At 59.3% G+C, this 23,853-nt stretch carries 22 protein-coding genes; 9 read left to right on the top strand and 13 right to left on the bottom strand.

Annotation, left to right across the window (positions count from 1 at the left end):
- Positions 1-53 precede the first annotated feature (53 nt).
- The 3 genes from aspS to ACR0FG_RS10585 form a co-directional block, all read right to left on the bottom strand.
- Positions 54-1,829, bottom strand: coding sequence for an aspartate--tRNA ligase (aspS, locus tag ACR0FG_RS10595; protein WP_480892802.1), 1,776 nt, complete (start codon positions 1,827-1,829; stop codon positions 54-56).
- A 91-nt stretch (positions 1,830-1,920) separates the two neighbouring features.
- The gene (locus ACR0FG_RS10590; RefSeq protein ID WP_480892798.1) at positions 1,921-2,562 is read right to left on the bottom strand and encodes an aminotransferase class IV family protein; all 642 of its coding nucleotides are present in this window, start codon (positions 2,560-2,562) and stop codon (positions 1,921-1,923) included.
- Positions 2,517-3,638, bottom strand: coding sequence for an aminodeoxychorismate synthase component I (locus tag ACR0FG_RS10585; protein WP_480892796.1), 1,122 nt, complete (start codon positions 3,636-3,638; stop codon positions 2,517-2,519). The genes ACR0FG_RS10590 and ACR0FG_RS10585 overlap by 46 nt, the downstream gene beginning before the upstream one ends.
- Before the next feature lie 183 nt (positions 3,639-3,821).
- Between ACR0FG_RS10585 and carB the strand changes: the two genes are divergently transcribed.
- A complete protein-coding gene (gene carB / locus ACR0FG_RS10580; RefSeq protein ID WP_480892793.1) occupies positions 3,822-7,166 on the top strand; it encodes a carbamoyl-phosphate synthase large subunit in 3,345 nt (1,114 codons plus the stop codon).
- 54 nt (positions 7,167-7,220) lie between these two features.
- Here carB and ACR0FG_RS10575 read toward each other — a convergent pair whose 3' ends face one another.
- The 4 genes from ACR0FG_RS10575 to ACR0FG_RS10560 all read right to left on the bottom strand — a co-directional run bounded on the left by ACR0FG_RS10575 (position 7,221) and on the right by ACR0FG_RS10560 (position 12,657).
- Entirely contained in the window at positions 7,221-7,838 is a 618-nt protein-coding gene (locus ACR0FG_RS10575) for a hypothetical protein (protein WP_480892790.1), read from the bottom strand.
- 258 nt (positions 7,839-8,096) lie between these two features.
- Positions 8,097-11,144: an efflux RND transporter permease subunit gene (locus ACR0FG_RS10570; protein ID WP_480892788.1), complete on the bottom strand. Its 3,048-nt coding sequence runs from the start codon at positions 11,142-11,144 to the stop codon at positions 8,097-8,099.
- A gap of 11 nt (positions 11,145-11,155) precedes the next feature.
- Positions 11,156-12,193, bottom strand: a complete 1,038-nt coding sequence (locus tag ACR0FG_RS10565) for an efflux RND transporter periplasmic adaptor subunit (protein ID WP_170710483.1) — start codon at positions 12,191-12,193, stop codon at positions 11,156-11,158.
- Positions 12,190-12,657, bottom strand: a complete 468-nt coding sequence (locus ACR0FG_RS10560) for a MarR family transcriptional regulator (protein WP_170710485.1) — start codon at positions 12,655-12,657, stop codon at positions 12,190-12,192. Before ACR0FG_RS10560 ends, ACR0FG_RS10565 begins: the two co-directional genes overlap by 4 nt.
- A 154-nt stretch (positions 12,658-12,811) precedes the next feature.
- Here ACR0FG_RS10560 and ACR0FG_RS10555 point away from each other — a divergent pair, with 154 nt between their 5' ends.
- Entirely contained in the window at positions 12,812-13,936 is a 1,125-nt protein-coding gene (locus ACR0FG_RS10555) for a beta-ketoacyl-ACP synthase III (RefSeq protein ID WP_480892784.1), read from the top strand.
- 37 nt (positions 13,937-13,973) lie between these two features.
- Here ACR0FG_RS10555 and ACR0FG_RS10550 read toward each other — a convergent pair whose 3' ends face one another.
- The gene (locus tag ACR0FG_RS10550; protein WP_480892782.1) at positions 13,974-14,435 is read right to left on the bottom strand and encodes a hypothetical protein; all 462 of its coding nucleotides are present in this window, start codon (positions 14,433-14,435) and stop codon (positions 13,974-13,976) included.
- Positions 14,436-14,790: 355 nt separating this feature from the next.
- Here ACR0FG_RS10550 and ACR0FG_RS10545 point away from each other — a divergent pair, with 355 nt between their 5' ends.
- Positions 14,791-15,369: a thymidine kinase gene (locus ACR0FG_RS10545; RefSeq protein ID WP_480892780.1), complete on the top strand. Its 579-nt coding sequence runs from the start codon at positions 14,791-14,793 to the stop codon at positions 15,367-15,369.
- Here ACR0FG_RS10545 and ACR0FG_RS10540 read toward each other — a convergent pair.
- From ACR0FG_RS10540 to ACR0FG_RS10525, 4 genes are read right to left on the bottom strand one after another with little or no spacing between them, the layout of a single operon-like run.
- Positions 15,366-16,316 carry a 2-hydroxyacid dehydrogenase gene (locus ACR0FG_RS10540; protein ID WP_480892777.1) on the bottom strand — a complete coding sequence of 317 codons (951 nt, stop codon included), beginning with the start codon at positions 16,314-16,316 and terminating at the stop codon, positions 15,366-15,368. The two genes, ACR0FG_RS10545 and ACR0FG_RS10540, sit on opposite strands and share 4 nt — an antisense overlap.
- Positions 16,316-16,654 (bottom strand): tRNA-binding protein, encoded by a 339-nt coding sequence (locus ACR0FG_RS10535; protein WP_480892775.1) that lies wholly within the window; start codon positions 16,652-16,654, stop codon positions 16,316-16,318. The genes ACR0FG_RS10540 and ACR0FG_RS10535 overlap by 1 nt, the downstream gene beginning before the upstream one ends.
- Positions 16,647-17,462, bottom strand: a complete 816-nt coding sequence (proC, locus tag ACR0FG_RS10530; protein ID WP_480892772.1) for a pyrroline-5-carboxylate reductase — start codon at positions 17,460-17,462, stop codon at positions 16,647-16,649. Before proC ends, ACR0FG_RS10535 begins: the two co-directional genes overlap by 8 nt.
- A gap of 35 nt (positions 17,463-17,497) precedes the next feature.
- Positions 17,498-17,998 carry a YbjN domain-containing protein gene (locus tag ACR0FG_RS10525; RefSeq protein WP_170710498.1) on the bottom strand — a complete coding sequence of 167 codons (501 nt, stop codon included), beginning with the start codon at positions 17,996-17,998 and terminating at the stop codon, positions 17,498-17,500.
- 505 nt (positions 17,999-18,503) lie between these two features.
- On the opposite strand from ACR0FG_RS10525, the gene ACR0FG_RS10520 reads away from it, so the two are divergent.
- Positions 18,504-19,061, top strand: a complete 558-nt coding sequence (locus ACR0FG_RS10520) for a P-loop NTPase family protein (protein WP_480892769.1) — start codon at positions 18,504-18,506, stop codon at positions 19,059-19,061.
- Between the two features lie 163 nt (positions 19,062-19,224).
- Here ACR0FG_RS10520 and ACR0FG_RS10515 read toward each other — a convergent pair whose 3' ends face one another.
- Positions 19,225-19,473, bottom strand: coding sequence for an accessory factor UbiK family protein (locus ACR0FG_RS10515; RefSeq protein WP_480893053.1), 249 nt, complete (start codon positions 19,471-19,473; stop codon positions 19,225-19,227).
- Positions 19,474-19,571: 98 nt separating this feature from the next.
- Between ACR0FG_RS10515 and lgt the strand changes: the two genes are divergently transcribed.
- The 5 genes from lgt to ACR0FG_RS10490 all read left to right on the top strand — a co-directional run bounded on the left by lgt (position 19,572) and on the right by ACR0FG_RS10490 (position 23,787).
- Complete coding sequence (gene lgt, locus ACR0FG_RS10510) at positions 19,572-20,459, top strand: prolipoprotein diacylglyceryl transferase (RefSeq protein WP_480892767.1); 888 nt, start codon at positions 19,572-19,574, stop codon at positions 20,457-20,459.
- The gene (locus ACR0FG_RS10505) at positions 20,456-21,523 is read left to right on the top strand and encodes a class I SAM-dependent methyltransferase (protein ID WP_480892764.1); all 1,068 of its coding nucleotides are present in this window, start codon (positions 20,456-20,458) and stop codon (positions 21,521-21,523) included. The genes lgt and ACR0FG_RS10505 overlap by 4 nt, the downstream gene beginning before the upstream one ends.
- On the top strand, positions 21,520-22,278 hold the full coding sequence (pgeF, locus tag ACR0FG_RS10500) for a peptidoglycan editing factor PgeF (protein WP_480892762.1): 759 nt from the start codon (positions 21,520-21,522) through the stop codon (positions 22,276-22,278). Before ACR0FG_RS10505 ends, pgeF begins: the two co-directional genes overlap by 4 nt.
- 269 nt (positions 22,279-22,547) lie before the next feature.
- The gene (locus ACR0FG_RS10495; RefSeq protein WP_480892758.1) at positions 22,548-22,676 is read left to right on the top strand and encodes a hypothetical protein; all 129 of its coding nucleotides are present in this window, start codon (positions 22,548-22,550) and stop codon (positions 22,674-22,676) included.
- A gap of 328 nt (positions 22,677-23,004) precedes the next feature.
- Positions 23,005-23,787, top strand: coding sequence for a Hint domain-containing protein (locus ACR0FG_RS10490; protein WP_170710512.1), 783 nt, complete (start codon positions 23,005-23,007; stop codon positions 23,785-23,787).
- The last annotated feature ends 66 nt before the right edge of the window (positions 23,788-23,853 follow it).

Below are 23,853 nucleotides of genomic sequence, written 5' to 3'. Positions count from 1 at the left end.
CAGCATAGACCGTCAAACGAAAAACCGCCCGCGAATGGCAGGCGGCTTGAAGGTTATTCCTGTGGGATGATCCTGAGCCCCAGTTCCATCAACTGATCCGAGGTCGGATCGGATGGCGCGTCCATCATCAGATCTTCGGCGCGCTGGTTCATCGGGAACATCATGACCTCGCGGATGTTGGCCTCATCCGCCAGCAGCATTACGATCCGGTCGATCCCTGCAGCACAGCCGCCGTGCGGCGGCGCGCCATAATGGAAGGCATTGAACAGCGCACCAAAGCGGGATTTCACCTCATCCTCGCCATAGCCCGCCAGTTCAAAGGCTTTCAGCATGATCTCGGGCTTGTGGTTCCGGATCGCGCCGGACACCAGTTCATAGCCGTTGCAAGCCAGATCATACTGATAGCCGCGCACATCCAGCGGATTGCCCTGCAAGGCCTCCATACCGCCCTGCGGCATCGAGAACGGGTTGTGTTCGAAATCGATCGCGCCGGTTTCTTCGTCTTGCTCATAGATCGGGAAATCGACGATCCAGGCAAAGGCAAAACGGTCTTTCTCGGTCAAGCCAAGCTCGTCGCCGATCACGTCGCGCGCTTTGCCCGCGACCTTTTCAAAGGCTTTCGGCTTGCCACCCAGGAAGAACGCCGCGTCGCCCACGCCCAGACCCAGTTGCTGCCGGATCGCCTCGGTGCGTTCAGGGCCGATATTCTTGGCCAGCGGACCTGCGGCCTCCATCCCCTCGCCCTGATCGCGCCAGAAGATATAGCCCATTCCGGGCAGACCCTCTTTTTGCGCAAAGGCATTCATCCGGTCACAGAACTTGCGGCTGCCACCTGTTGGTGCCGGGATGGCGCGGATTTCGGTGCCTTCCTGCTCTAGCAGCTTTGCGAAAATCGCAAAGCCAGACCCACGGAAGTGGTCGGAGACCACTTGCATTTTGATAGGATTGCGCAGGTCGGGCTTGTCGGTGCCGTACCAAAGCGCCGAGTCCTTATAGGAAATCTGCGGCCAGTCCTGATCGACCTTCCGGCCGCCGCCGAACTCTTCAAACACGCCGGTCAAAACGGGCTGGATCGTGTCAAACACGTCCTGTTGCTCGACAAAGGACATCTCAAGGTCAAGCTGGTAAAAATCGGTGGGCGAGCGGTCGGCGCGCGGGTCTTCGTCGCGGAAGCAGGGCGCGATCTGGAAATACTTGTCAAAGCCCGACACCATGATCAGCTGTTTGAACTGCTGCGGTGCCTGTGGCAGCGCGTAGAACTTGCCCGGATGCAGGCGCGAGGGCACCAGAAAGTCGCGCGCGCCTTCGGGGGACGAGGCCGTGATGATCGGCGTCTGATACTCGCGAAAGCCCTGATCCCACATACGCTTGCGCATGGAAGCCACAACATCCGAGCGCAGGGTCATGTTGCGCTGCATCGCCTCGCGGCGCAGGTCAAGGTAACGATAGCGCAGGCGGGTTTCCTCGGGGTATTCCTGATCGCCGAACACCATCAGCGGCAGTTCGTCGGCCGCGCCCAGAACCTCAAGCTCGCGCACATAGACCTCGATCTCGCCGGTCGGCAGTTTCGGGTTCACCAGCTCCGGGTCGCGCGCCTTGACGGTACCGTCGATGCGGATACACCACTCGGACCGGACCTTCTCCAACTCGGCAAAAGCCGCACTGTCGCCGTCGCACAGAACCTGAGTGACACCGAAATGATCGCGCAGGTCGATGAACAGCACGCCGCCGTGATCTCGGACCCGATGCACCCAACCGGACAGGCGGACGGTTTCACCAACATTGGTGGCGGTCAGAGCGGCGCAGGTGTGGCTGCGATAGGCGTGCATGGATCATATCCCTTCGGGCGCAGAATTCGTCGCGCCGATACACCCCGTCAGGCTTGGAAAGTCAAGGCAGGTCGCGCCGTCAAAACCGGGTTTAAGCCATCTCTGCCCGGATCAGCCCGCGCAGAGAGTTGCCAACATGGATCGCCGACGCAGCGCGCAAGTCGTCCAAGGTCAGCACGGCCTCGGCGATCTGACCGTTTTCCAACATATCTTCGCGCAGGATGCCCGGCAATACGCCGCTGGACAAAGCAGGTGTCAGGCGGCGACCATCCGGCATGTCCAGAAACAGATTTGTGATCGTGCCCTCGCACAGTTCATCCCGTTCATTCAGGAACACAAACTCGTCTATTCCTTCAGGCAACGAAGCCCGGGCCCTATCGTAAACCGCCCGTCGGGAGGTTTTGTGGCGCAACCAGATATCCGACGCGGTCAGCCGCGCATCAGCGATTGCAATCCGCCAGCGATCGGCAGTCGGAGTCAGAGAACCGGTGGTCAACTCAAACCCGCCCGCCGCATCCAGGGTAAGGCGACAGCGCAAGTCGGCATCACCCGCCGCCGCATCCAAAACCTTCTTGGCCAGATCAGCGTCAAATGGGATGCCAAACGCCATTGCTGACCGCGCCATGCGGGCCAAATGGCGATCCAATCGAACGAAACCCTGCCCCGGCCGGAAACCAAGCGTTTCGATCAGGCGGAAATCAGGCTCGGTTGACGGGCGAAGCGGGCTTTCCATAGCGCCTCCTCATATTCTGATGGGGCGGTACTGTCCCAAACCAGCCCGCCGCCGACATTCAGGGTCGCCCTGCCGTCTTCGACCATCAGCGTGCGGATGGCCACGTTGAACTCGGAACGCCCGTCCGGTGCAGCCCAGCCGATGGTGCCGCAATAGACATCGCGCGGCCAGGGTTCCAGTTCCGACAGAATCTCCATCGCACGGATCTTGGGCGCACCGGTGATCGAGCCGCATGGGAACAGCGCCGTCAGGATATCCGACAGGCCAACCCCAAGATGCAATTGCGCCTGCACCAACGAGACCATTTGATGAACGGTGGCATAGGTTTCGACCTTGAACAGTTCAGGCACCTTGACCGACCCGGCCAGTGCAACTCGGCTGATATCATTGCGCAGCAGGTCCACGATCATCAGGTTCTCGGCCCGGTTCTTTTCATCCGTGGTCAGAAACGCGCGGCGGCGTTCATCCTCGACCGGATCTTCACTGCGCGGCTGGGTGCCCTTCATAGGGCGGGTTTCGATCCGGCCTTCGGCGTCTGTGCGAAAGAACAGCTCGGGCGAGCGGCTCAGCAGGTCGGGCAACCCGTCTTGTTCAACCAGTGCACCGTGGCCCACGGGCTGGCCCGCAGCCAGCGCGGCATAAAGCGCGGCGCTGTCCCCATTAACCTCTAGGTCGATGGGGAAGGTCAGATTCGCCTGATAGATATCGCCTGCGCCAATGGCCTCATGCACCATGTGGAACGCGCGCGTATAACGCGTTTCATCCCAGCGGGGCTGAAACGCGGTCACACCGCCCGGGTCGGTTGACAACCCAACGCGATCGGGTGCGTCGAACACCCCGAAGCATAACAGCGGCAAGCGCCGCCCCTCGGGCAGGCGATCCGCAAGACGCGGTTCCAGCACATAACCCAACTCATAGCTTGCATATCCGGCCAGCCACGCCCCATCCGCGCGCGCCTGATCAAGCGCCGCCAAAGCCTGGGGCACCTCCCGCGCGTTATCCGCGCGGATGATCCAGGTTGGACGGTCAAACCGGGTTCCACGCCCGGCTGGTCCCTGATCGAAACGAATACGCAAGTGCACCCTCATTTGCCGTGTTGCGCGGTATAGAGGATACGCCAGCAGGGAAAAGGGGGGAAAGCGGCAATTTCACCCTTGTTTCCGATACCTCTTGCACCTTTTCGCGCGGTGCCTATAACGCAGGACAATTTGGGCGCTGGGGCGGTGCCCTGACTCGCGGACAATCGAAGGAACAAGGCCATGCCGAGAAGAACCGACATACAGTCGATCATGATCATCGGGGCAGGCCCCATTGTCATCGGACAGGCCTGCGAATTCGACTATTCCGGTGCTCAGGCCTGCAAGGCGCTACGCGAGGAAGGATATCGGGTCATTCTGGTGAACTCGAACCCCGCCACGATCATGACCGATCCCGGTCTGGCCGATGCCACCTATATCGAGCCGATCACGCCCGAGGTCGTCGCCAAGATCATCGAGAAGGAACGCCCCGACGCCCTGCTGCCCACGATGGGTGGTCAGACTGGCCTGAACACCTCACTGGCGCTGGAAGAAATGGGCGTGCTGGACAAGTTTGGGGTCGAGATGATCGGTGCAAAGCGCGACGCCATCGAAATGGCCGAAGACCGCGCCCTGTTCCGTGAGGCGATGGACCGGCTGGGTATCGAAAACCCAAAGGCCGAGATCGTGACCGCGCCCAAGGACGACACCGGTAAGAAAGACCTGGACGCCGGTGTGGCGCTCGCACTGGACACGCTTGAAACCGTGGGCCTGCCAGCCATCATCCGCCCTGCCTTTACGTTGGGCGGTACTGGCGGCGGTGTGGCCTATAACCGCGAGGATTATATCCATATCTGCCGCTCGGGCATGGATGCCTCACCCGTTGGTCAGATCCTGATCGACGAAAGCCTGCTGGGCTGGAAAGAATATGAGATGGAGGTGGTGCGCGACACCGCCGACAATGCCATCATCGTCTGTTCTATCGAGAACGTAGATCCAATGGGCGTGCACACGGGCGACTCGATCACCGTGGCCCCCGCCCTGACGCTGACCGACAAAGAATACCAGATCATGCGCAATCACTCGATTGCCGTGCTGCGCGAGATCGGGGTTGAGACTGGTGGATCGAACGTTCAATGGGCGATCAACCCGGTCGATGGCCGCATGGTTGTGATCGAGATGAACCCGCGCGTGTCGCGCTCGTCCGCGCTGGCGTCCAAGGCGACCGGCTTTCCGATTGCCAAGATCGCCGCGAAACTGGCCGTGGGCTATACGCTGGACGAGTTGGACAACGACATCACCAAGGTCACGCCCGCCAGCTTCGAGCCGACCATTGACTATGTCGTGACAAAAATTCCGAAATTCGCCTTCGAGAAATTCCCCGGCTCGGAACCCTATCTGACCACAGCGATGAAATCGGTGGGTGAGGCGATGTCCATCGGCCGTACCATCCACGAATCGATGCAGAAGGCGCTGGCTTCGATGGAGTCGGGCTTGACTGGCTTTGATGAGATCGAAATTCCGGGCCTGAACGTAGGCGTTTGGGATGAGGCCGACGACAAAGCCGCCGTGATCAAGGCGATCAGCCAGCAGACGCCCGACCGTCTGCGCACAATTGCTCAGGCCATGCGGCACGGTCTGACCGACGATGAGATATTCGGCGTCACCAAGTTCGACCCCTGGTTCCTGGCCCGCATCCGCGAGATCATCGAGGCCGAGCATCAGGTCCGCAAAGATGGCCTGCCAGTGACCGAGGAAGGCATCCGCAAGCTGAAAATGCTGGGCTTCACCGACGCGCGCCTGGGCAACCTGACTGGTCGCGACGAGGACAACGTCCGCCGTGCCCGCCGCAATCTGGGTGTGAATGCCGTCTTCAAACGCATCGACACCTGCGCGGCTGAATTCGAAGCGCAGACGCCCTATATGTACTCGACCTATGAAGCGCCCATGATGGGCGAGGTCGAATGCGAGGCCCGCCCGAGCGACCGCAAAAAGGTCGTCATCCTCGGCGGTGGCCCGAACCGGATCGGTCAGGGCATCGAGTTCGACTATTGCTGCTGCCACGCCTGTTTCGCACTGACCGAAGCCGGGTACGAGACCATCATGGTCAACTGCAACCCCGAGACTGTCAGCACCGACTATGACACCTCGGATCGTCTGTATTTCGAACCGCTGACCTTCGAACACGTCATGGAAATCCTGACGAAAGAGCAGGAAAACGGTACGCTGCATGGCGTCATCGTTCAGTTTGGCGGCCAGACTCCGCTGAAACTGGCCAACGCCCTTGAGGCCGAGGGTATTCCGATCCTCGGCACCACGCCCGACGCCATCGACCTTGCCGAAGACCGCGAACGTTTCCAGGCGCTGGTTAACGATCTGGGCCTGAAACAGCCCAAGAACGGCATCGCCTCGACCGACGAGCAGGCACTTGAGATTGCCGACGACATCGGCTTCCCGCTGGTCATCCGCCCCTCTTACGTTCTGGGTGGTCGCGCGATGGAAATCGTTCGCGATATGGATCAGCTGCGGCGTTACATCAACGAGGCCGTGGTGGTTTCCGGCGACAGCCCGGTTCTGCTGGACAGCTATCTGGCTGGTGCCGTTGAACTGGATGTGGATGCGCTGTGCGATGGGACCGACGTGCATGTCGCGGGCATCATGCAGCATATCGAAGAGGCGGGCGTGCATTCGGGCGACTCGGCCTGTTCGCTGCCGCCGTATTCACTGTCGAAAGAGATCATTGAACAGATCAAGGATCAGGCATTCAAACTGGCCAAAGCGCTGAACGTCGTCGGCCTGATGAACGTCCAGTTCGCAATCAAGGATGATGAGATCTATCTGATCGAGGTGAACCCCCGCGCCTCGCGCACAGTTCCCTTTGTTGCCAAGGCAACCGACAGTGCCATCGCATCGATTGCCGCGCGCCTAATGGCGGGCGAGAAGCTGTCGAATTTCCCACAACGCCCGGCTTATCAAGCGGGTCAGGACACCAAGATCGCTGACCAGATGACACTGGCCGACCCGGACATGCCTTGGTTCTCGGTGAAAGAGGCGGTGCTGCCCTTCGCCCGTTTCCCCGGCGTTGATACCATTCTGGGCCCGGAAATGCGTTCGACAGGTGAGGTTATGGGCTGGGACCGCGACTTTCCGCGCGCCTTCCTCAAGGCGCAGATGGGGGCCGGTATGGTTCTGCCGTCCTCGGGCCGTGCATTTATCTCGATCAAGGATGCCGACAAGGGGTCGGCGATGCTCGTAACCGCACAGGTTCTGACACAGCAGGGCTTTTCGCTTGTTGCGACACGGGGCACGCAAAGCTGGCTTGAAGAGCAAGGCGTCGCATGTGAAGTCGTCAACAAGGTCTACGAGGGCCGCCCCGACGTTGTCGATATGCTCAAAGACGGTCAGGTTCAGCTGCTGATGAACACCACCGAAGGCGCGCAAGCGGTCGAGGACAGCAAGGCCATCCGATCCATCGCGCTCTATGACAAGATCCCCTACTACACCACCGCCGCCGCCAGCCACGCGGCAGCACTGGCCATCAAGGCGCAGGCCGAAGAGGATGTTGAGGTGAAGTCGCTGCAGGGGTGAGCAGGTGCAAGATAGATCGTTCCGAGATGAGGTTACATATCTCGGAACGATTTTTTAGCCTTCACCTAGACATTTGTTGATTGCAACTTCGAGTTTCCGTTCGTTCGAGCGATCTCCTGATGCTAATTTGATCAACGCATCATTCTGTTCCTTGAAAAGGTCTTTGTAGTACACAAGATCCCGTTCTAGGTCTTTTCGCAGCAGTATTCTGACTTGGGTAAAGGCGTTGCGCAAAACCAGCATATTCTTGCTTTCATCATCTAATTTGTAAGAATATCCAGCATTTACAATACAAGTTTGCCGTTCAGCAGCGGTGACAAGTGACTTATATGCATCTTCAGGATCAAAATACCGAGCAGTTTGCCCGACACCCAGACCCACGATCCCGATGCGGGCCAGACTTTCGGCGCTGATACCGTTGACGACGCCAAACGCTGCGCCAGAGGCCAGCAGAATATTGAATACCGCAACACCGTCTTGCGTCGTTGCAACTTGATCAGACAATACAAGATATTCGTTGGCCATCACCTGACCGGCTTTCAACAAATCCTTAACTGTATCAGCATTATAATAGGCGTTAACGACTTCACTTTCTCTCTGCGTGATTTGGCTGCGGCTAACACAGCCTGAAAGAACTCCAATGGCCGCAACACATAAGACAAATCGCTTCATTTCTATCCCCAATTATCTTTTTCAAAATTAGGGAAAGCTTAGAATCCACCAGCTATTTCTTCAAGGCACACGCCCTGGCCAAGACCCGCGCATGACTGACCCGACGTGCATTGAGGCGTTGACCCAATGTGGCAGTGTACGCATTATCGGGTGATCGAGCATAATGGAAAACACCATGCGCATCATTCTTGCAGTCACCATAATCCTAAGCCTCGCAGGTTGCGACGTCCCACTTATCCCATTGATATAAAGCAGCATTCAAGCCTCGACAGGCTGAACATGTCGTTCCTCCTGCCGCGAAAAGAACAGCATGTAAAACACCGGTGCGGCGACCATGGTGAGGATGGTGGCGAAGGCCAGGCCGCCCATGATCGTGACCGCCATCGAAACGAAGAACGCGTCGGTCAGCAAAGGTGCCATGCCCAGGATTGTGGTGATCGCGGCCAGCATGACCGGGCGCAGGCGCGAGACTGAGGCTTCGATGATGGCCTCGCGCAGCGGTTTGCCGGTGGCGCGGACCAGATCAATCTCCTCGACCAGAACAATGCCGTTCTTGATCAGCATCCCCGACAGGCTGAGCAGACCCAGTAAGGCTGTGAAAGTAAAGGGTAATCCGGTTCCCAGCAGGCCAATCACCACGCCGTTGACGGACATCGGCACCAGCAACCAGATGATGATCGGTTGCCGGATAGCATTGAACAACAGGACCGAGATCAGCACCATGATCAGCAGGCTGAGCGGCAATTGCCTGCCCAGGCTTTCCTGCGCATCGCGTGAGTTTTCGAACTCACCACCCCATTCCATCTTGTAGCCCGGCGGCAGGTCGATCGCCTCGATGGCGGCGCGGACTTCCGAGTGGACTTGCGCCGCGGTCAGGCTGGGCGGGATATCCGCGCCAACGGTGATGGTCAGTACCCGATCGCGGCGATGAACCAGCGTATTGACCGATTTGTACTCAAATCCATCTACCATTTGTTCGATTGGTACAAAACGCTGGGACTGGTCTGAATAGACCACCTGATCGACAATCGAGTAGTCGCCGTCCGCCGGGCGGCGCAAGATGATCGGGATCAGACGGTCGCGTTCACGCAGGACGCCTCCGGTGATGCCGTCGGTCGAGAATTGCAGGGTGGCGGCAATATCTTCGCGGGTGACGCCTGCGGTCTGGGCGCGTTCAGTGGCATAGATCGGTTGCACCGCCAGCTCCCTTTCGCGCCAGTCGTGATGAACATGCAGCGCGTTCGGCGATGCCGCTGCCATGACTTGGGCCGCCTGATCCGCCAGTTGCCGCAACACCACCGGATCGCTGCCCGAGAACCGCGCCTGAATCGGATCGCCGCCGCCGGGGCCAAAGACCAGACGTTTGGTGCGGAATTCGCCTTCGGGGAATTGGGCGGAACCAAACGCTTCGAAATCCGCTTGCAGGGCCGGAATATCGTCGAGGGTTTCGGTGCGGATGATCATATGCCCGTAGCTGGGGTTCGGCTTTTCCGCCGAATAGGTCAGCATGAACCGCGTTGCCCCCTGCCCGACAAAGGTGGTGACGGACACCACGTCGTCGCGGGCCTCTAGCCAGTCTTCGAAGATGGCCATGTCTTCGGCAGTGCGCGCAATTGGGGTGCCTTGCGGCAGTTTGTAGTGAACAAAGAATAGTGGCGTGTTCGAGTCGGGGAAGAATTGCTGCTTCATCAACCCGAAACCTGCGTAGCAGACCACTGTGACCCCGACGAGACCGGCAACCACCAGCCAGCGGAATCGCAGCGCCCCGTGCAGGATCGCGCCGTAGACACGGAAGAGGATGCCGCTATAGGCATCGACCTCGCCCTCTTTGCCTTGCTTGAAGAAATAGTGCCCCAGCATCGGGGTGACGGTGATGGCCAGCACCCAGCTCAGCAGCAGTGAGATACCGATGACCGCAAACAGCGAGAACAGGAACTCTCCGGTCGCATCTGGGCTGAGGCCGATCCCGGCAAAGGCCATGATGCCGATGACGGTCGCGCCCAAAAGCGGGATCTGGGTTTTCGAGGCGACATCCTCGGCCGCGTCGCGCGAGGATTTGCCGCGCAGCATGGCGATCTGCATCCCCTCGGCCACCACGATGGCGTTGTCCACCAGCATCCCCATCGCGATGATCAGCGCGCCCAGCGAGATGCGCTCCATCTCGATGGAAAACAGCGCCATGAACAAAAGCGTGCCAACAACGGTCAGCAACAGGGTTGTGCCCACGACAACTGCGGCGCGCCAGCCCATGAAGATGCCAAGGACCGCAACCACGATTGTGACCGACATGGCAAGGTTCACAAGGAAATCGTTCGACGCCTGCTCGACCACGACGTGCTGTTGGTAGATAGGCAGAATCTCGACCCCGAACGGGATATCGGCGTCGAGTTCGGCGAATTTGGCATCGGCGCGTTTGCCGACCTCGACAATGTTTTCGGTAGCCAGACCGGCGATGCCGAGCGTGAACGCCTCGACCCCATTAAAGCGGATCATGATGTCCGGGTCGGTCTGACGGGCGCGATAGACGTCGGACATGTCAAACAGGTTGATGACCTGCCCCTGCGAGCCGACCGAGAGCCCCGCGATGGCCGAAACGCTGTCGGACCCTTCCGCCGTCAGAATGGTGGTGCGATCATCGCCCGTGCGCACAGAGCCCGAGGCATTGACCGAATCCGCGTTGGCAATCGCGTCGTTGAGCGCTTGCAAAGGCACGTTCTGGTTTACCGAAATCGCGAGATCGGGTTCGATAAAGATTGCTTCTTGCGGCAGGCCCTGAACCTCAACATCCGCGACGCCTTCGACGGTCAGCAATTCGCGGCGCAAAAAGGTGGCCAGTTCGTGCTGTTCCGCGTCCGAGAACCCGTCCGCCGTAACGGCGTAGAACAGTCCGAACACATCGCCGAACCCGTCATTCACATAAGGCTGCCCGACACCTGACGGCAATCCGCGCGCCGCGTCGCCCACCTTGGCACGCAGGCGGGTCCAGATATCGGGCAGTTCGGTACCGTCATAGGTGGATTTTACCTCAACCTCGATGATCGACTGGCCCGGCTGATTGACCGAGGTGATCGTGTCGACCTCGGCCATTTGCTGAATGGCCGATTCCAGCGGTTCCGAGACTTCTAAAGCGACCTGTTCCGCCGTGGCGCCGGGATATTGCGTGATGATGACCGCGTTTTTGATGGTAAAGGCGGGATCCTCAAGCCGCCCCAGCGACGTAAATCCCCAGATGCCGCCAAAGAGGGCGATCAGGATGATCAGCCATGTGTAAAGCGGACGGTCGATTGAGGCGCGTGCGATATTCATCTGCCCGCCCCTCAGTTCGAGAAGCCGGCAAAGCGGCGCACGGCTTGGCCATCGGCAAGGGCCGCGCCCCCGGCCACGACGATCTCATCCCCGTCGGACAGTCCTTCGAGCACGCGAATGCCGCCGGTTTGCGTTGGCTCGATCTGAACCGCCACGCGCTGCACCGTGCCTTCGTCTGCGCCGGTCGGAGAGAACACCATCACGCCCAGATCGCCCTGCGCGTCGGCCACGATGGCTGTGGGCGGCACCACGATGCCGGTTTGCTGGTCTTGCACCTGCACATTCACCGTCACGGACGAGCCAGGCAGGATTTGCAGACCCTCAGGCGGAGTCAGGCCGAACTGGATGCGGAAGGTCTGGCCAACGCTGGAGGTTTCGGCGTCGAACTCACGAATCTCCAGCGGGAATATTTCGTCACTAACCGGGAATTTGGCGGTGATGGTGATGTCGTCCTGCTGGCCCGAGCGCTGGAACAGGATTTCGGGCACGTCGACCTCGATTCGCAGTTCGGACATATCGTGGATGCGCACGATGGGAGTTCCGGCGGAAACGGTGGTGAACGCCTCGACCGCGCGGCTTGAGACCAGCGCGTCGAAGGGGGCGGTCAGGGTTGCGTGCTCAAGCTCATATTCCGCGTCGCGCAGGGCAATTGCAGCCAGTTGTGCCGCGGTTTCGGCGTCGTCCACAGCCACCTGACTGGCGGTTGTGCCGCGCAGGCGCGACAGGCGGGCAACAGTCCGGTCGGCCTGTTCCTTTTGCAAGCGCGCGCGGTCGAGTTGCAGTTCGAACGGTTCCTGATCCAGACGGGCGATCAGCCCGTCCTTGGAGATGACAAACCCTTCGGTCACGGGCATTTCCACAATCTGCCCAGCCACCTGAAACGCCAGATCAACGGTCTGCCGCGCCGCAACCCGTCCGAAGAATTGGCGCGAGAAACCGGGGGCGGTTTCGCGCACCTGCAACAGTTTGACCGGTTTGGCAGTGTCCTGTGCAGCAAGCGGCGTTGCCAGGAGGGTCAGGGCGAGGCCCAAAGATGTCAGGAGTTTCATTTCGTCAATCCCTCGGGAATACCTGTTTTCAGGATGTTGTCGCGAATTTTGCACGCCAGACGCGCGAATTGAGCGGTTTCTTCGTCATTCAGACCAGAGGCGCGGTGAAACAGCTCTCCGGCGGTTGTGACCAGCATGTTGCGGGCCTCTTCGCCCTGATCGGTCAGAACCAGCAGCCAGGCGCGCCGGTCCTGCGGGTCACGCTTGCGGGTCAGGTAGCCTGCGGTTTCCAGCGCATCAGCGGTGGCCGTGATGGTGGACGGAACGCTGAGCATATCGGTGGCCAGCACCCCCATGCGCTTGGGCTGATCCAGCTTGATCAGCATGTGACATTCCTGATGACTCAGGTCGGTTTCGATGCAGTCAAAGCTCTCTTCCAGCTTCCAGTATAGCGCATAGACCCCCATCATCGCCTGAATTTCAGGGCTGAGGCGGCTGAGACGGTTACTGATATCATCTGACATGGGGCGCTCCGTGTTGTGGGGCTATATATTTCAATTTCTGAACTATTCAAGATATGAAATTGCAGATCAAGGTGCATTCCCTTGGGTCACTTGCCCTTGATCAAACCCCTCGGCGACTGCATTTTGTGCTGATCCGAAACCTTCAGGACGCGCCATGTATACGCCCGCCATCACCGGTACCGGTGTTTTCACACCTCAGAACGTCATAACCAATGCCGAGCTTGTGGCAGCGTTCAACGCCTATGCCGACAAGCAGAACGCCCGGAACGCCGAGGCCATCGCCGCCGGTGAGGTCGAGCCGATGCAGCATTCGTCAGAGGAATTCATCGTCAAGGCATCAGGCATCAACAACCGCTATGTGATGGACAAGACCGGCGTTCTGGACCCGGAAATCATGCACCCGTCCCTGCGCCAGCGGGCAGATGATGAACCGGGTATCATGACCGAAATGGCGGTGGATGCGTGTAAAAAGGCGCTGGCGCAAGCCGGTCGCACGCCCGAGGACGTGGATCTGGTGATCTGTGCCGCATCGAACCACGAACGCGCCTATCCCGCGATTGCCATCGAAATCCAACAGGCGCTGGGAACGGGTGGCTTTGGTTTTGACATGAACGTCGCCTGCTCGTCCGCTACCTTCGGCATTCAGGCGGCGGCGGATATGGTGCGGTCAGGCTCGGTCCGGGCGGCTTTGGTTGTGAACCCCGAGATTTGCTCGGGCCATCTGGAGTGGCGGGACCGGGATTGTCATTTCATCTTTGGTGATGTGGCAACCGCGACTCTGGTCGAAAGGATCGAGGACGCCACAGGCCCGCATTTCGAGATCCTGTCGACCCGCTGCGCCACGCAGTTTTCCAATAATATTCGCAACAATAATGGCTTCCTGCGCCGCTCGCGCCCGGATGGCGTGGTCGACCGGCGCGATATGCAGTTCATGCAAAACGGCCGCAAGGTGTTCAAGGAAGTGCTGCCAATGGTCAGCCGCCACATCGCCGATCATATGGATGCCGAAGGGGTCGACAATGGTGATCTGAAACGCCTGTGGCTGCATCAGGCCAACAAGACGATGAACGATTTCATCGGTAAAAAGGTTCTGGGGCGCGAACCGGAAAATGGCGAGCAGCCAAACATCCTGCAGGATTATGCCAACACCTCATCCGCCGGATCAATCATCGCATTTTCCAAATACTCTGATGATTTGCAGGACGGCGATATCGGCCTGATCTGTTCATTCGGCGCGGGGTATTCGGTTGGGTCAGTGATCGTGAAGCGACGAGACTGAGCCAGCCACTTGCAAGTACCCTGCACCCGGGTGCAGATCAGCTGACGCTTTCTTCCTCAAGATGTAGCTTCATCTCGATCAGAACCTGCTGTAACAGGCTGGTTTCCTTCAAAAGTCGCTTGGCCTCGTTCACGGTGATGATACCGTCCTCGATCGCTGACTGATATTCCGTCATCAGCATCGCAAACCGCTGGCTCAGCGCGATAACATCCGCGTTGACCCCGCCAGTGCGCGGGTTGTCCGAGTTGCGCCCGCTGTATGACAAGGTGATGTTCTGCAGATCCGCAAGCGCCGACGTGACATGCGGATAGGTTGCCACTGACTCAAGCCGGGCAACCGCATCGACCGGCATAAATCGGTCTGCATGTTCAGCGTTGTCGGAATAGTACCGCCCCAGCGTGGCCTTGGATTTGCCGGTGATTTCGCACGCGGCCTCGATTCCAACATCCTTTACCAACGCTTCTGTATGTTTTTTGAGATAGGCCCCGATATCTGCCATTTAGGATCCTTTTGCTACCTGCCACCTGCCCCAGACCTGTCCGTGTCGGGGAAAGGGTGTGTAAATTTCCCATATTTGTCTCACAATTGAAATGGCATAAATTAACTATCCCTCAGATATGCAGGGATTTTGTGAGTGAGTGGCGGCCGTTCGTGCCGGTAATGAGTAATTGCAGGGCACGATTTTCGCCCTGCTCCGTTGAGGCCTGATGTTGGCCAGCGACGCTGCTTTGGCAGAAGCAGGGTTTTCCATCCCCAAGAGCCTCGGCTCGGCCCTGCAACTGAAATTGCGGCGTCGCACTTTTCCCTTAAACTGCCATCTTGTCGAACTTGACCGGGCGGATTAGACCCGGCCCATGGCCAAGCTTTACTTTAACTATTCGACGATGAACGCGGGCAAATCGACCGTGTTGCTGCAGGCATCCCATAACTATCGCGAACGGGGGATGCAGACCTATTTGCTGACCGCCGCGATTGATGGGCGCGCCGGGAATGGCCGGATCGCGTCGCGGATCGGCATTTCGGAACAAGCCGATACGTTTCGCACCGATGACGACGTGTTCGCGATGATCGAAACGCGCCTGAACACCGGCCCTGTGGCCTGCGTATTCGTGGATGAGGCGCAGTTTCTGACCGAGGATCAGGTCTGGCAACTGGCCCGCGCGGTGGACGATCTGAACGTACCAGTGCTGGCTTATGGTCTGCGGGTCGATTTTCAGGGCAAGCTGTTTCCCGGATCAGCTGCCCTGCTGGCGCTGGCCGATGAGATGCGCGAGGTGCGCACGATCTGCGAATGCGGACGCAAAGCGACGATGGTGATCCGGCAGGACGAGACCGGCCAGACCATCACCGAAGGCGCACAGGTGCAGATCGGCGGAAACGAGACCTATGTCTCGCTCTGCCGTAAACACTGGCGCGAGGCTGTGGGGGCTTAAACCGGGTTGGGCAGAGGCCGACCCGCCACGAACGCCGCAACATTGTCCAGTGCCATATATCCCATATCGGTGCGCACCTCTTCGGTCGCGGTGCCCAGATGCGGGCAGAGGGTCACGTTTTCCATATCGATCAGCGCCTGCGGCACCTTGGGTTCGAATTCATAGACATCCAGCCCTGCCCCGGCGATCTGCCCCGTTTGCAGCGCCGTGATCAGCGCGGCCTCGTCCACGACCTCGCCACGCGCGATGTTGATCAGCAGGGCGTTGGGGTTCATCGCCTCAAGCACCCGCGCGTTGATCAGGTGACGGGTTTCGGCTCCTCCGGGGACGGCCAGCACCAGAAAATCGACCGATGACGCCAATGCAGGCAGGTCGGGGATGAATTCAGCGGGGAAATCCAGCGTTTTCGCACTGCGCGACTGATAGGCCACTTGCATCGAAAACCCGTAATGGCAGCGTTTGGCAATCGCCTGCCCAATGCGGCCCATTCCGACGATCCCCACCCGTTTGCCAGTGACATGGTGACCCAGCATCTGCGCAGGGTGCCAGCCATGCCAGTCGCCCGCACGAACGACACGCTCGCCTTCGCCTACGCGGCGGGCCGTGGACAGCAGCAGCGTCATGGCGATGTCGGCGGTGGCATCCGTGACCGCGCCGGGCGTGTTGGTCACGGCGACGCCAGCCGCTTGGGCCGCGTGAACGTCGATATGGTTGTAGCCAACGCCGAAATTGGCCAGCAGCCTGCAGCGCGGATCAGGTACATCGGCAAAGACCTGTGCCGAGAAGAGATCGCCCAGTGTGGGCATCACCACATCAAACTCGGTCAGAGCGTGGCACATTTCATCCTGTGTAAGCGGAGAGGTCTGTTGGCGGATTTCGACGTCGAATTCGGCCCGCGCACGTGCCATCACCGCGTCGGTCATCGGGCGTGTGATCAAGAGCTTCATCAATGCATCCTCCCGCCGACGGGCACGGTGTCATCCGGGCCGATCAGGACGATCTCTCCGTTTTTATCGGGCAAGCCCAGTACCAGAACCTCGGACATGAAACGGCCGATCTGACGCGGGGGGAAATTGACGACAGCCATCACCTGTTTGCCCACCAGTGCTGCCGGGTCGTAATGCGCTGTCACCTGGGCCGATGTCTTGCGCTCGCCAATCTCATCGCCGAAATCGATCCACATCTTGATCGCGGGTTTGCGGGCTTCGGGGTATGGCTCGGCGCGGGTCACTTGGCCGACGCGGATATCCACCTTGAGAAAATCGTCGAACGTAATTTCACTCACGCGACAGCTCCTTCGATCGGTCGGTTGCGGCCTTGACGGCCCGGTGCAGCAGGTCGGGGAAGCCCTGCTCTTCGTGCATAAGTACCTCCAAAGCGGCCTGGGTGGTGCCGTTGGGCGAGGTCACGTTGATGCGCAACTGCGCAGGGTCTTCGTCGGCAGCCATCGCCAACGCCCCGGCCCCTGCGACAGTGGATTTCGCCAGCTTCATCGCCAGTTCATGCGGCAACCCCTGCGCCTGACCGGCGGCGGCCAGCGTTTCGATCAGGTGGAACACATAGGCTGGCCCCGATCCACTGAGGCCGGTGACGGCATCCATCTGACCCTCATCCTCTAGCCGGACGGTTTCGCCAATGGCCGACAGCAGGCTTTCGGCCAGCGCCACGTCAGCATCCGAGGCGTTGGCGTTGCCGATCAGCGCCGTGATTCCCTGACGGATCGCGGCGGGCGTGTTGGGCATGGCGCGCACGATGGGGGTACCTGCGCCCAGGACTTGCTCGAATGTCGCCAGCGAGGTGCCAGCAGCGACAGAAACAAACAGGCTGCCCCCACCGCCCAGCGCCTGAATGGCGGGCAGGGCCTCGCCCATCATCTGCGGCTTGACGGCCACCAGCACGACGGCGGGCGCGTTGGGCAAATCGGTGTTGATATGGACCCCTTGCGCCTTCAGCCAGTCCGAGGGGTACGGGTCAATCACCCAGACCGAAGACGGCGAAAGGCCATGCTCCAACCACCCGGCGAGCATGGCCGATCCCATTTTGCCGCATCCCAGAAGAACCAGCCCCCGTTCCGCGACCTGTGACATGTTCATGATTGCCCCTCTCCGCTTTGGTTCGGGGCAAAGCTTTACGCGCGTCCGTAGGCCTCGGCAATGGCGACTTGCATCGCATCTTCGGGGGTGCGGTTGCCCCATGTGACCAATTGGATCGCGGGGTAGTACCGCTCGGCGCTCAGCACGGCGGCGTTGATCATCGTGTCGATCTGTTCGGGGCTGGCCGTCTGACCACCCGCCAGCACAAGACCATAGCGATAAACCATCAGCTTTTGATTGGCCCAGTAGGTAAACGCCCCGGCCCAGCATTGATCATTCATCTTGTTGAGCAGCTCGTAAAGCTCGGTCTCACGCTCGGACGGCGGTTCCATTTCGAAGGAACACACCATGCGCAGAGTTTCGTCATAGTTCGACCAGGCCAAAGTGATCGAATATGTGCGCCACTGGCCCTCGACAGCCATGGCGATCTGATCATCCCCGATCCGGTCAAAATCCCAGTCGTGATGTTCGGCCAGATGTTCAACAATATCAATTGGATGAAGGTCTTCTTCGAGAAACTGCTCGGAAAGGGCCATAATGCCACCTCACTCTTCTCTAGCATTTTGGGGCTGGCAGCGCCCCAGCGCTAGTTGCCTGCTCTACAAACCGGGCTTCCCCCATGGGCTTGTACCAAATATGGTGCGCCGCGAGCGGTGATCTGGCAACCCTATTTATTGGGGATAACGACAATAAGTTGTGGACAGTTGGCAACGCCTGTCAAAATATTGGCGCCTTTGGCAGCTTTGCCTTGATTATTCGCCAAGGCGCGTCAGGATGCGCGGCACCGCGTAATTGACTACGGGATCGCGCGGAGAGTTGAGTGTCACGCGAAGCTGGCTCGGCCGTTATGGGGCGATCAGGATGGTTTGAGCGCTTAACATCAGATGGCGTACCGAGCCGCAAATTTCCTTTTGCAAGAAGATGATTATATAATTGCGGGTTTGATGGCGACGTGAAGCAGAAAGTTTCAGCAATGAACCCAATCTGACCGATACCGCAAGCGCGAAATAAGTTTCTTTAGAAACGATTTGGTAACTACTCATGACAATAGCAGGTCAACCGAAAATCTACGTCTTTGGTGCATCTGGGACCGTTTCAACGACACTTGGGCGAAGCCTTTCTGAAGCACTGGGATTGGTGCATGTCGACACCGATGACCATTATTGGGCCGCTATCGACCCTCCTTTTTCTGTCAAGAATACTCCGCAAGAGCGAGTTCATTCGATGAAAGATGCGCTCCGAAACGATGGCTGGGTTTTGTCAGGTGCCTGCAACGAGTGGGGAGGAGAACTCGTTGAACAAGCTAATTTAATCGTGTTCACAAGTCTTGCGGCTCACCTTCGGATGGAACGCCTTCGATCACGCGAAAAGGCGCGGTTCGGCAATCGGATCGAAGAAGGTGGAGACATGTTCCAAATTCACTTGGACTTTATGGAATGGGCAAAGCGTTATGACGATCCGAATTTCAGTGGTCGCAACATCGGAATGCATGAACGGTGGCTTGCGAAACAGAACAAACCCATTCTCAAGGTCAATTCAGAATGTGAACCAGAAGCATTAGTTCAGACCGTGATTGATCGAGTGATGGCACTTTCATAAATGACAAGCAAAGTTCCCGGCAATTGTCATTGAATCCGAAAAACTTGGCGTTTGAGCAAACAACACGGAAAGCGGAACGCTAAATTGATTCACAAATCTTCACGCCCAGAAGCCGGGACTCTGAAACGATCCACTCAAAGCGCATTTGCCCGAAAAGCAGACGCTACTTGTCCAGCTTCGCCTCAAGCGCTGCGATCCGCGCCTCGAGCGCCGCGTTTTCTTCGCGTGCCTTTTGCGCCATGGCGCGGACGGCGTCGAATTCCTCGCGCGTGACGAAATCGCGGTCGGCCAGCCAGCGGTCGATCATCGACTTCATCGCGGTCTCGGCCTCTTCCCGCGCGCCTTGGGCCACGCCCATCGCATTGGTCATCAACTGGGACATATCGTCCAGAATTTTGTTGCGGGTCTGCATGTTGTTCACTCCGGTATGGCGGTTGCCTTCTATATGGGTAAAGAATGCGCCGGGCTCAAGGTTGACTTGCGCCACAAACCCCGGGCAATGAGACGCATATGCAGGCTGTACTGAATTTCCCCGATCTGTCCCCCGAACTGTTTTCGATCTCGATCTTTGGGATGGAACTGGCGCTGCGGTGGTACGCGCTGGCCTATATCGCGGGCATTCTGATCGCGTGGCGCATGGCGTCGGTCGCGTTGCGCCGACCCGCGCTGTGGCCCGATCAGGCCGCGCCGATGAAGCCAGAGCAGCTTGAGGATCTGATGACCTGGATCATTCTGGGCGTGATCCTTGGCGGGCGGCTGGGGTTCGTTCTGTTTTACCAGCCCGGGTATTATCTGTCGCACCCGCTGGAGATCGTGAAGGTCTGGCAGGGCGGCATGGCCTTTCACGGCGGGTTGCTGGGGGTTGTGATCGCGACTTATCTCTATGCGCGACGGAACAATGTGCCGGTTCTGTCGCTGGCCGATCTGGTGGCCCATACGGTGCCGCCCGGCCTGCTGCTGGGGCGGCTGGCGAATTTCACCAATGCCGAGCTTTGGGGGCGGCCAAGCGAGTTGCCTTGGGCCGTAGTCTTTCCGGGAGCAGCCGCGCAGGATTGCCCCGGCGTGATCGCCGGGATGTGCGCCCGGCATCCGTCTCAGTTGTATGAGGCCGCCTTGGAGGGCGTGTTGCTGGGTGCGCTGCTGCTGTGGCTGGTCTACCGGCGCGGGGCGTTTCGTGCGCCGGGGTTTGTCATGGGCGTGTTTCTGGCCGGTTACGGCGCGTCGCGGTTTGTGGTCGAGTTTTTCCGCCAGCCGGATGCGCAGTTCGTGTCTGCGGGCAACCCGTTGGGGCTGGCGTGGCATTTGGGCGGGTATGGGCTGACCATGGGGCAGTTGCTGTCGCTGCCGATGATCGCGCTTGGCTTTTGGTTTGTCTTGCGCGCCCGGCGGGTGGCATGACGCTGCTGGATCTGCTGATCGCCCGGGTGCAGGCGAACGGCCCGATGAGCGTTGCAGAGTACATGACCGAATGCCTGCTGCACCCCGAGCTTGGGTATTACACCACGCGCGATCCGCTGGGGACAGAGGGCGATTTCATCACAGCGCCGGAGATCAGCCAGATGTTCGGAGAGTTGATTGGCCTGTGTCTGGCGCAAAGCTGGATGGATCAGGGCCACCCGTCACCGTTTACGCTGGCTGAACTGGGGCCGGGGCGCGGGACGTTGATGGCGGATATGCTGCGCGCGACGCGGCAGGTTCCGGGGTTCCACGACGCCGCACAGGTTGTGCTGCTTGAGGCGTCACCGACCTTGCGCGCTGCTCAGTGTGAGAGGTTGCAGGGCTATGCACCGGAATGGATCGATACGATTGCCGACCTGCCGGAACAGCCCCTGTTCCTCATTGCCAACGAGTTTTTCGATGCCCTGCCGATTCGGCAGTTCCTGCGGGATGTCGATGGCTGGCGTGAGCGGTTGATCGGCGTCGATGGTGAGACGTTGCGCTTTGGTCTGGGCCCGCAAGCGCCGCAACCTTCCCTGCAGGACCGGCTGGCCGACACCGCCGAAGGCGATCTGGTCGAGCTTTGCCCTGCGGCGCTGCCGATTGTGTCTGAGGTTTCCGCGCGGATTGCCGGCCATGGTGGTGCGGCGTTGATCCTCGATTATGGCGACTGGCATTCGCTGGGCGACACGTTGCAGGCGCTGCAAGCGCATGAGCGCGCCGATCCCCTTGCCGCGCCGGGGCAGGCCGATTTGACGGCGCATGTTGACTTTGAGCCGCTGGCGAAAGCGGCGCAGGCGGCGGGCGGCGCCCATAGCCGCCTGACGACCCAAGGCGTGTTTCTGGAACGGCTGGGCATTACGGCGCGGGCGCAAACTCTGGCGACGTCACAAAGCGGCAAGGCGCTGGATTCGCTGATTGCGGCGCATCGACGGTTGACGCATCCCGAGGAAATGGGAAACCTGTTCAAGGTGCTGGGGATTTATCCGGCCCATGTCACTCCGCCACCGGGATTGCTGCCATGACACTGGAAATTCTGACCTCGGATTTGCTTTCTCCGGTAAGGCACGGATTCTTCAGCCGACGCGGCGGGGCGTCCTCGGGCATCTTTGCGGGGTTGAATTGCGGCTATGGCTCGTCTGACCTATCTGACGCGGTGGCCCTGAACCGGCGCCGTGTCGCCGAGGCGATGCAGGTCGCCCCCGAAGCGCTGATTGGCGTGCATCAGGTGCATTCGCCCACCGTTCTGACCGTCGACTCCCCGATTGAAGGGGACAAACCCAAGGCTGATGCGGTGGTCACGGCAACGCCGGGGCTGGCCCTGACGGTGTTGACCGCAGACTGCCAGCCGGTTCTGTTTGCTGATCCTGACGCACATGTAATCGGCGCGGCCCATGCGGGCTGGCGCGGGGCGCTGGACGGCGTTCTGGAGGCGACTCTGGATGCCATGGAGGCTTTGGGCGCGCGCCGTGCCAACACGGTTGCTGTGATTGGCCCGTCGATCTCGCAGCGTGCTTATGAGGTTGGTCCCGAGTTCATGGATGATTTCATCGCGGAGTCACCAGACAACGCGCGTTTCTTTGCAAATGGACAGGGCGATCGGCTGCAATTCGACCTGCCCGCCTATGGATTGCACAGGCTGCGGCAGGCCGGTGTCGGGCAATCCGAATGGACACGCCATTGCACCTATTCCGACCCGGACCGGTTTTTCTCTTACCGCCGCGCGACCCACGCGAATGAGGCCGATTACGGGCGTCTGATTTCGGCCATCACGCTGTGATTTTGGGCTGAATTAAGGCAAACCCGCCAAGTTTCCGCCACATTTATTTTGTTTATCAGATTCAGAATCGTTCAATTTTTCACGAGTGATCAGGACGTTACCCCGGTTTTACCGCCGATTGTTCTGATTAAGTTAACAAAGAGGTGCCCGAAACCTTCAATTTGTCCTCAATTCATCCCGGATGGGCCTTATCCCTGCCGCAAACCAGCGTCAGATTCGACTGCATCACGGAAACCGGGCGTTTGCCCCAAACAGAGCAGGACAAAAAAATGAAGCCGAAATCACGCTTTCTGAACGCCATCGTCGCGGCCGTCAAAGCCCACGAACCGGAAATGCCATGGAAGCGGGTTTCCAGTCATTCCGTCAGAGTCGTTCGCCGTCTGGCCGAACGGTCCTGACATCAGAACTCCCAGGGAACCAAGCTGCCGGTTCCGATGGGCAAGACATACCCTGGATGGGCTCCGGTCCGGGGTATGGCGTCGCAGATGGGTTTGCGGCGCATGTTTCCGGGGCGTGTGTCGGCAGGCAATTTCTGCCTGCTTTGTAAGAGTTTGTCTGGGGGGTCATACTATTGGCCAAAACACTGCGATTTCCTTCGCGGCGCGGTTTCTTCGCAAGAACCGCCCTGCGTCTGCCCTGTTATCCAAAGGCAAAGAACAAGACCGTCTGGCGGGAATGCACGGGGGTTCGCCCCGCCGGCTCGGAAATTGAGAGGGGACGGAATATATGACTATTCCAAATTCACTGGCCCGCGCGGCCAGAAACGCGGTCGAGACATCAGCTCTGCTACGCGAGGCGTCGCGACCGACAACAAAACCAAAGGCGCAGCTGCGGCGCTATGAGGTCAGCACGTTGCTGAAGAACGGGGATGTTTCGCAAACGCGCCATATTGCACCGGCCCTGCCGATGTTCGAGGACGCCTTTTGCGCCTTTACACGCGGGTCGCTGGTGGAAACGCCGCAGGGGCCCATGGCCATCGAGGACCTGCTGCCGGGCGACGCGGTCCTGACGCAGGACGGCGCATCCGAGACCGTATTGTGGAAAGGCTCGGTCACGCTGATACCGGGGCGCGAGGACAGCCGTGGCCGGATGCGGCCGCTGACGCGGATCATGGCCGATACATTCGGAATGCAAAAACCGATGTCAGGTGTCATTACCGGCCCCGCTGCCCGTCTGCTGGGCACGCCGTCGCATCTGCGGCACCTCTACGGTGGTCAGACGATGCTGACCCCGGTATCCGAATTTCAGGACGGAATGAGCGTGGTTGAAACGCTGCCGCCAACGCCGGTCGAGCTGTTTCACATCTGCCTGCGCAAGCATTCCGTGATCCGCGTCGACGGGTTGCAGTTCGAAACCTATCATCCAGGCACCAATGCGGTGCGGATGATCAGTCATTCCTTGCGTTCTGTCTATCTCAACCTATTTTATCACATAGAATCGCTGAGTGATTTCGGCCCGTTGCTGATGCCGCGCGCCGGAGATGGCGAGATCGACGCGATAACCGCGTAAGATGTTAAACAGTACTGCTAGTGTGGGGGCATGATGCAGATTTTATTTGGTTGGGTAGTTTACCTA

The organism is Ruegeria sp. E1 (assembly GCF_056534225.1).
This window is presented reverse-complemented; position numbering and strand designations above follow the sequence as displayed.

Excerpts from the sequence above, each read along its gene's own strand:
- pgeF (WP_480892762.1), top strand. The coding sequence starts at position 21,520 with ATGACACTGGAAATTCTGACCTCGGATTTGCTTTCTCCGGTAAGGCAC.
- ACR0FG_RS10570 (WP_480892788.1), bottom strand. The coding sequence starts at position 11,144 with ATGAATATCGCACGCGCCTCAATCGACCGTCCGCTTTACACATGGCTG.
- ACR0FG_RS10555 (WP_480892784.1), top strand. The coding sequence starts at position 12,812 with ATGTATACGCCCGCCATCACCGGTACCGGTGTTTTCACACCTCAGAAC.
- ACR0FG_RS10505 (WP_480892764.1), top strand. The coding sequence starts at position 20,456 with ATGACGCTGCTGGATCTGCTGATCGCCCGGGTGCAGGCGAACGGCCCG.
- ACR0FG_RS10590 (WP_480892798.1), bottom strand. The coding sequence starts at position 2,562 with ATGGAAAGCCCGCTTCGCCCGTCAACCGAGCCTGATTTCCGCCTGATC.
- ACR0FG_RS10495 (WP_480892758.1), top strand. The coding sequence starts at position 22,548 with ATGAAGCCGAAATCACGCTTTCTGAACGCCATCGTCGCGGCCGTCAAA.
- ACR0FG_RS10550 (WP_480892782.1), bottom strand. The coding sequence starts at position 14,435 with ATGGCAGATATCGGGGCCTATCTCAAAAAACATACAGAAGCGTTGGTA.
- lgt (WP_480892767.1), top strand. The coding sequence starts at position 19,572 with ATGCAGGCTGTACTGAATTTCCCCGATCTGTCCCCCGAACTGTTTTCG.
- ACR0FG_RS10515 (WP_480893053.1), bottom strand. The coding sequence starts at position 19,473 with ATGCAGACCCGCAACAAAATTCTGGACGATATGTCCCAGTTGATGACC.
- ACR0FG_RS10525 (WP_170710498.1), bottom strand. The coding sequence starts at position 17,998 with ATGGCCCTTTCCGAGCAGTTTCTCGAAGAAGACCTTCATCCAATTGAT.
- ACR0FG_RS10490 (WP_170710512.1), top strand. The coding sequence starts at position 23,005 with ATGACTATTCCAAATTCACTGGCCCGCGCGGCCAGAAACGCGGTCGAG.
- ACR0FG_RS10545 (WP_480892780.1), top strand. The coding sequence starts at position 14,791 with ATGGCCAAGCTTTACTTTAACTATTCGACGATGAACGCGGGCAAATCG.
- ACR0FG_RS10575 (WP_480892790.1), bottom strand. The coding sequence starts at position 7,838 with ATGAAGCGATTTGTCTTATGTGTTGCGGCCATTGGAGTTCTTTCAGGC.
- ACR0FG_RS10565 (WP_170710483.1), bottom strand. The coding sequence starts at position 12,193 with ATGAAACTCCTGACATCTTTGGGCCTCGCCCTGACCCTCCTGGCAACG.
- ACR0FG_RS10540 (WP_480892777.1), bottom strand. The coding sequence starts at position 16,316 with ATGAAGCTCTTGATCACACGCCCGATGACCGACGCGGTGATGGCACGT.
- carB (WP_480892793.1), top strand. The coding sequence starts at position 3,822 with ATGCCGAGAAGAACCGACATACAGTCGATCATGATCATCGGGGCAGGC.
- ACR0FG_RS10520 (WP_480892769.1), top strand. The coding sequence starts at position 18,504 with ATGACAATAGCAGGTCAACCGAAAATCTACGTCTTTGGTGCATCTGGG.
- aspS (WP_480892802.1), bottom strand. The coding sequence starts at position 1,829 with ATGCACGCCTATCGCAGCCACACCTGCGCCGCTCTGACCGCCACCAAT.
- ACR0FG_RS10560 (WP_170710485.1), bottom strand. The coding sequence starts at position 12,657 with ATGTCAGATGATATCAGTAACCGTCTCAGCCGCCTCAGCCCTGAAATT.
- proC (WP_480892772.1), bottom strand. The coding sequence starts at position 17,462 with ATGAACATGTCACAGGTCGCGGAACGGGGGCTGGTTCTTCTGGGATGC.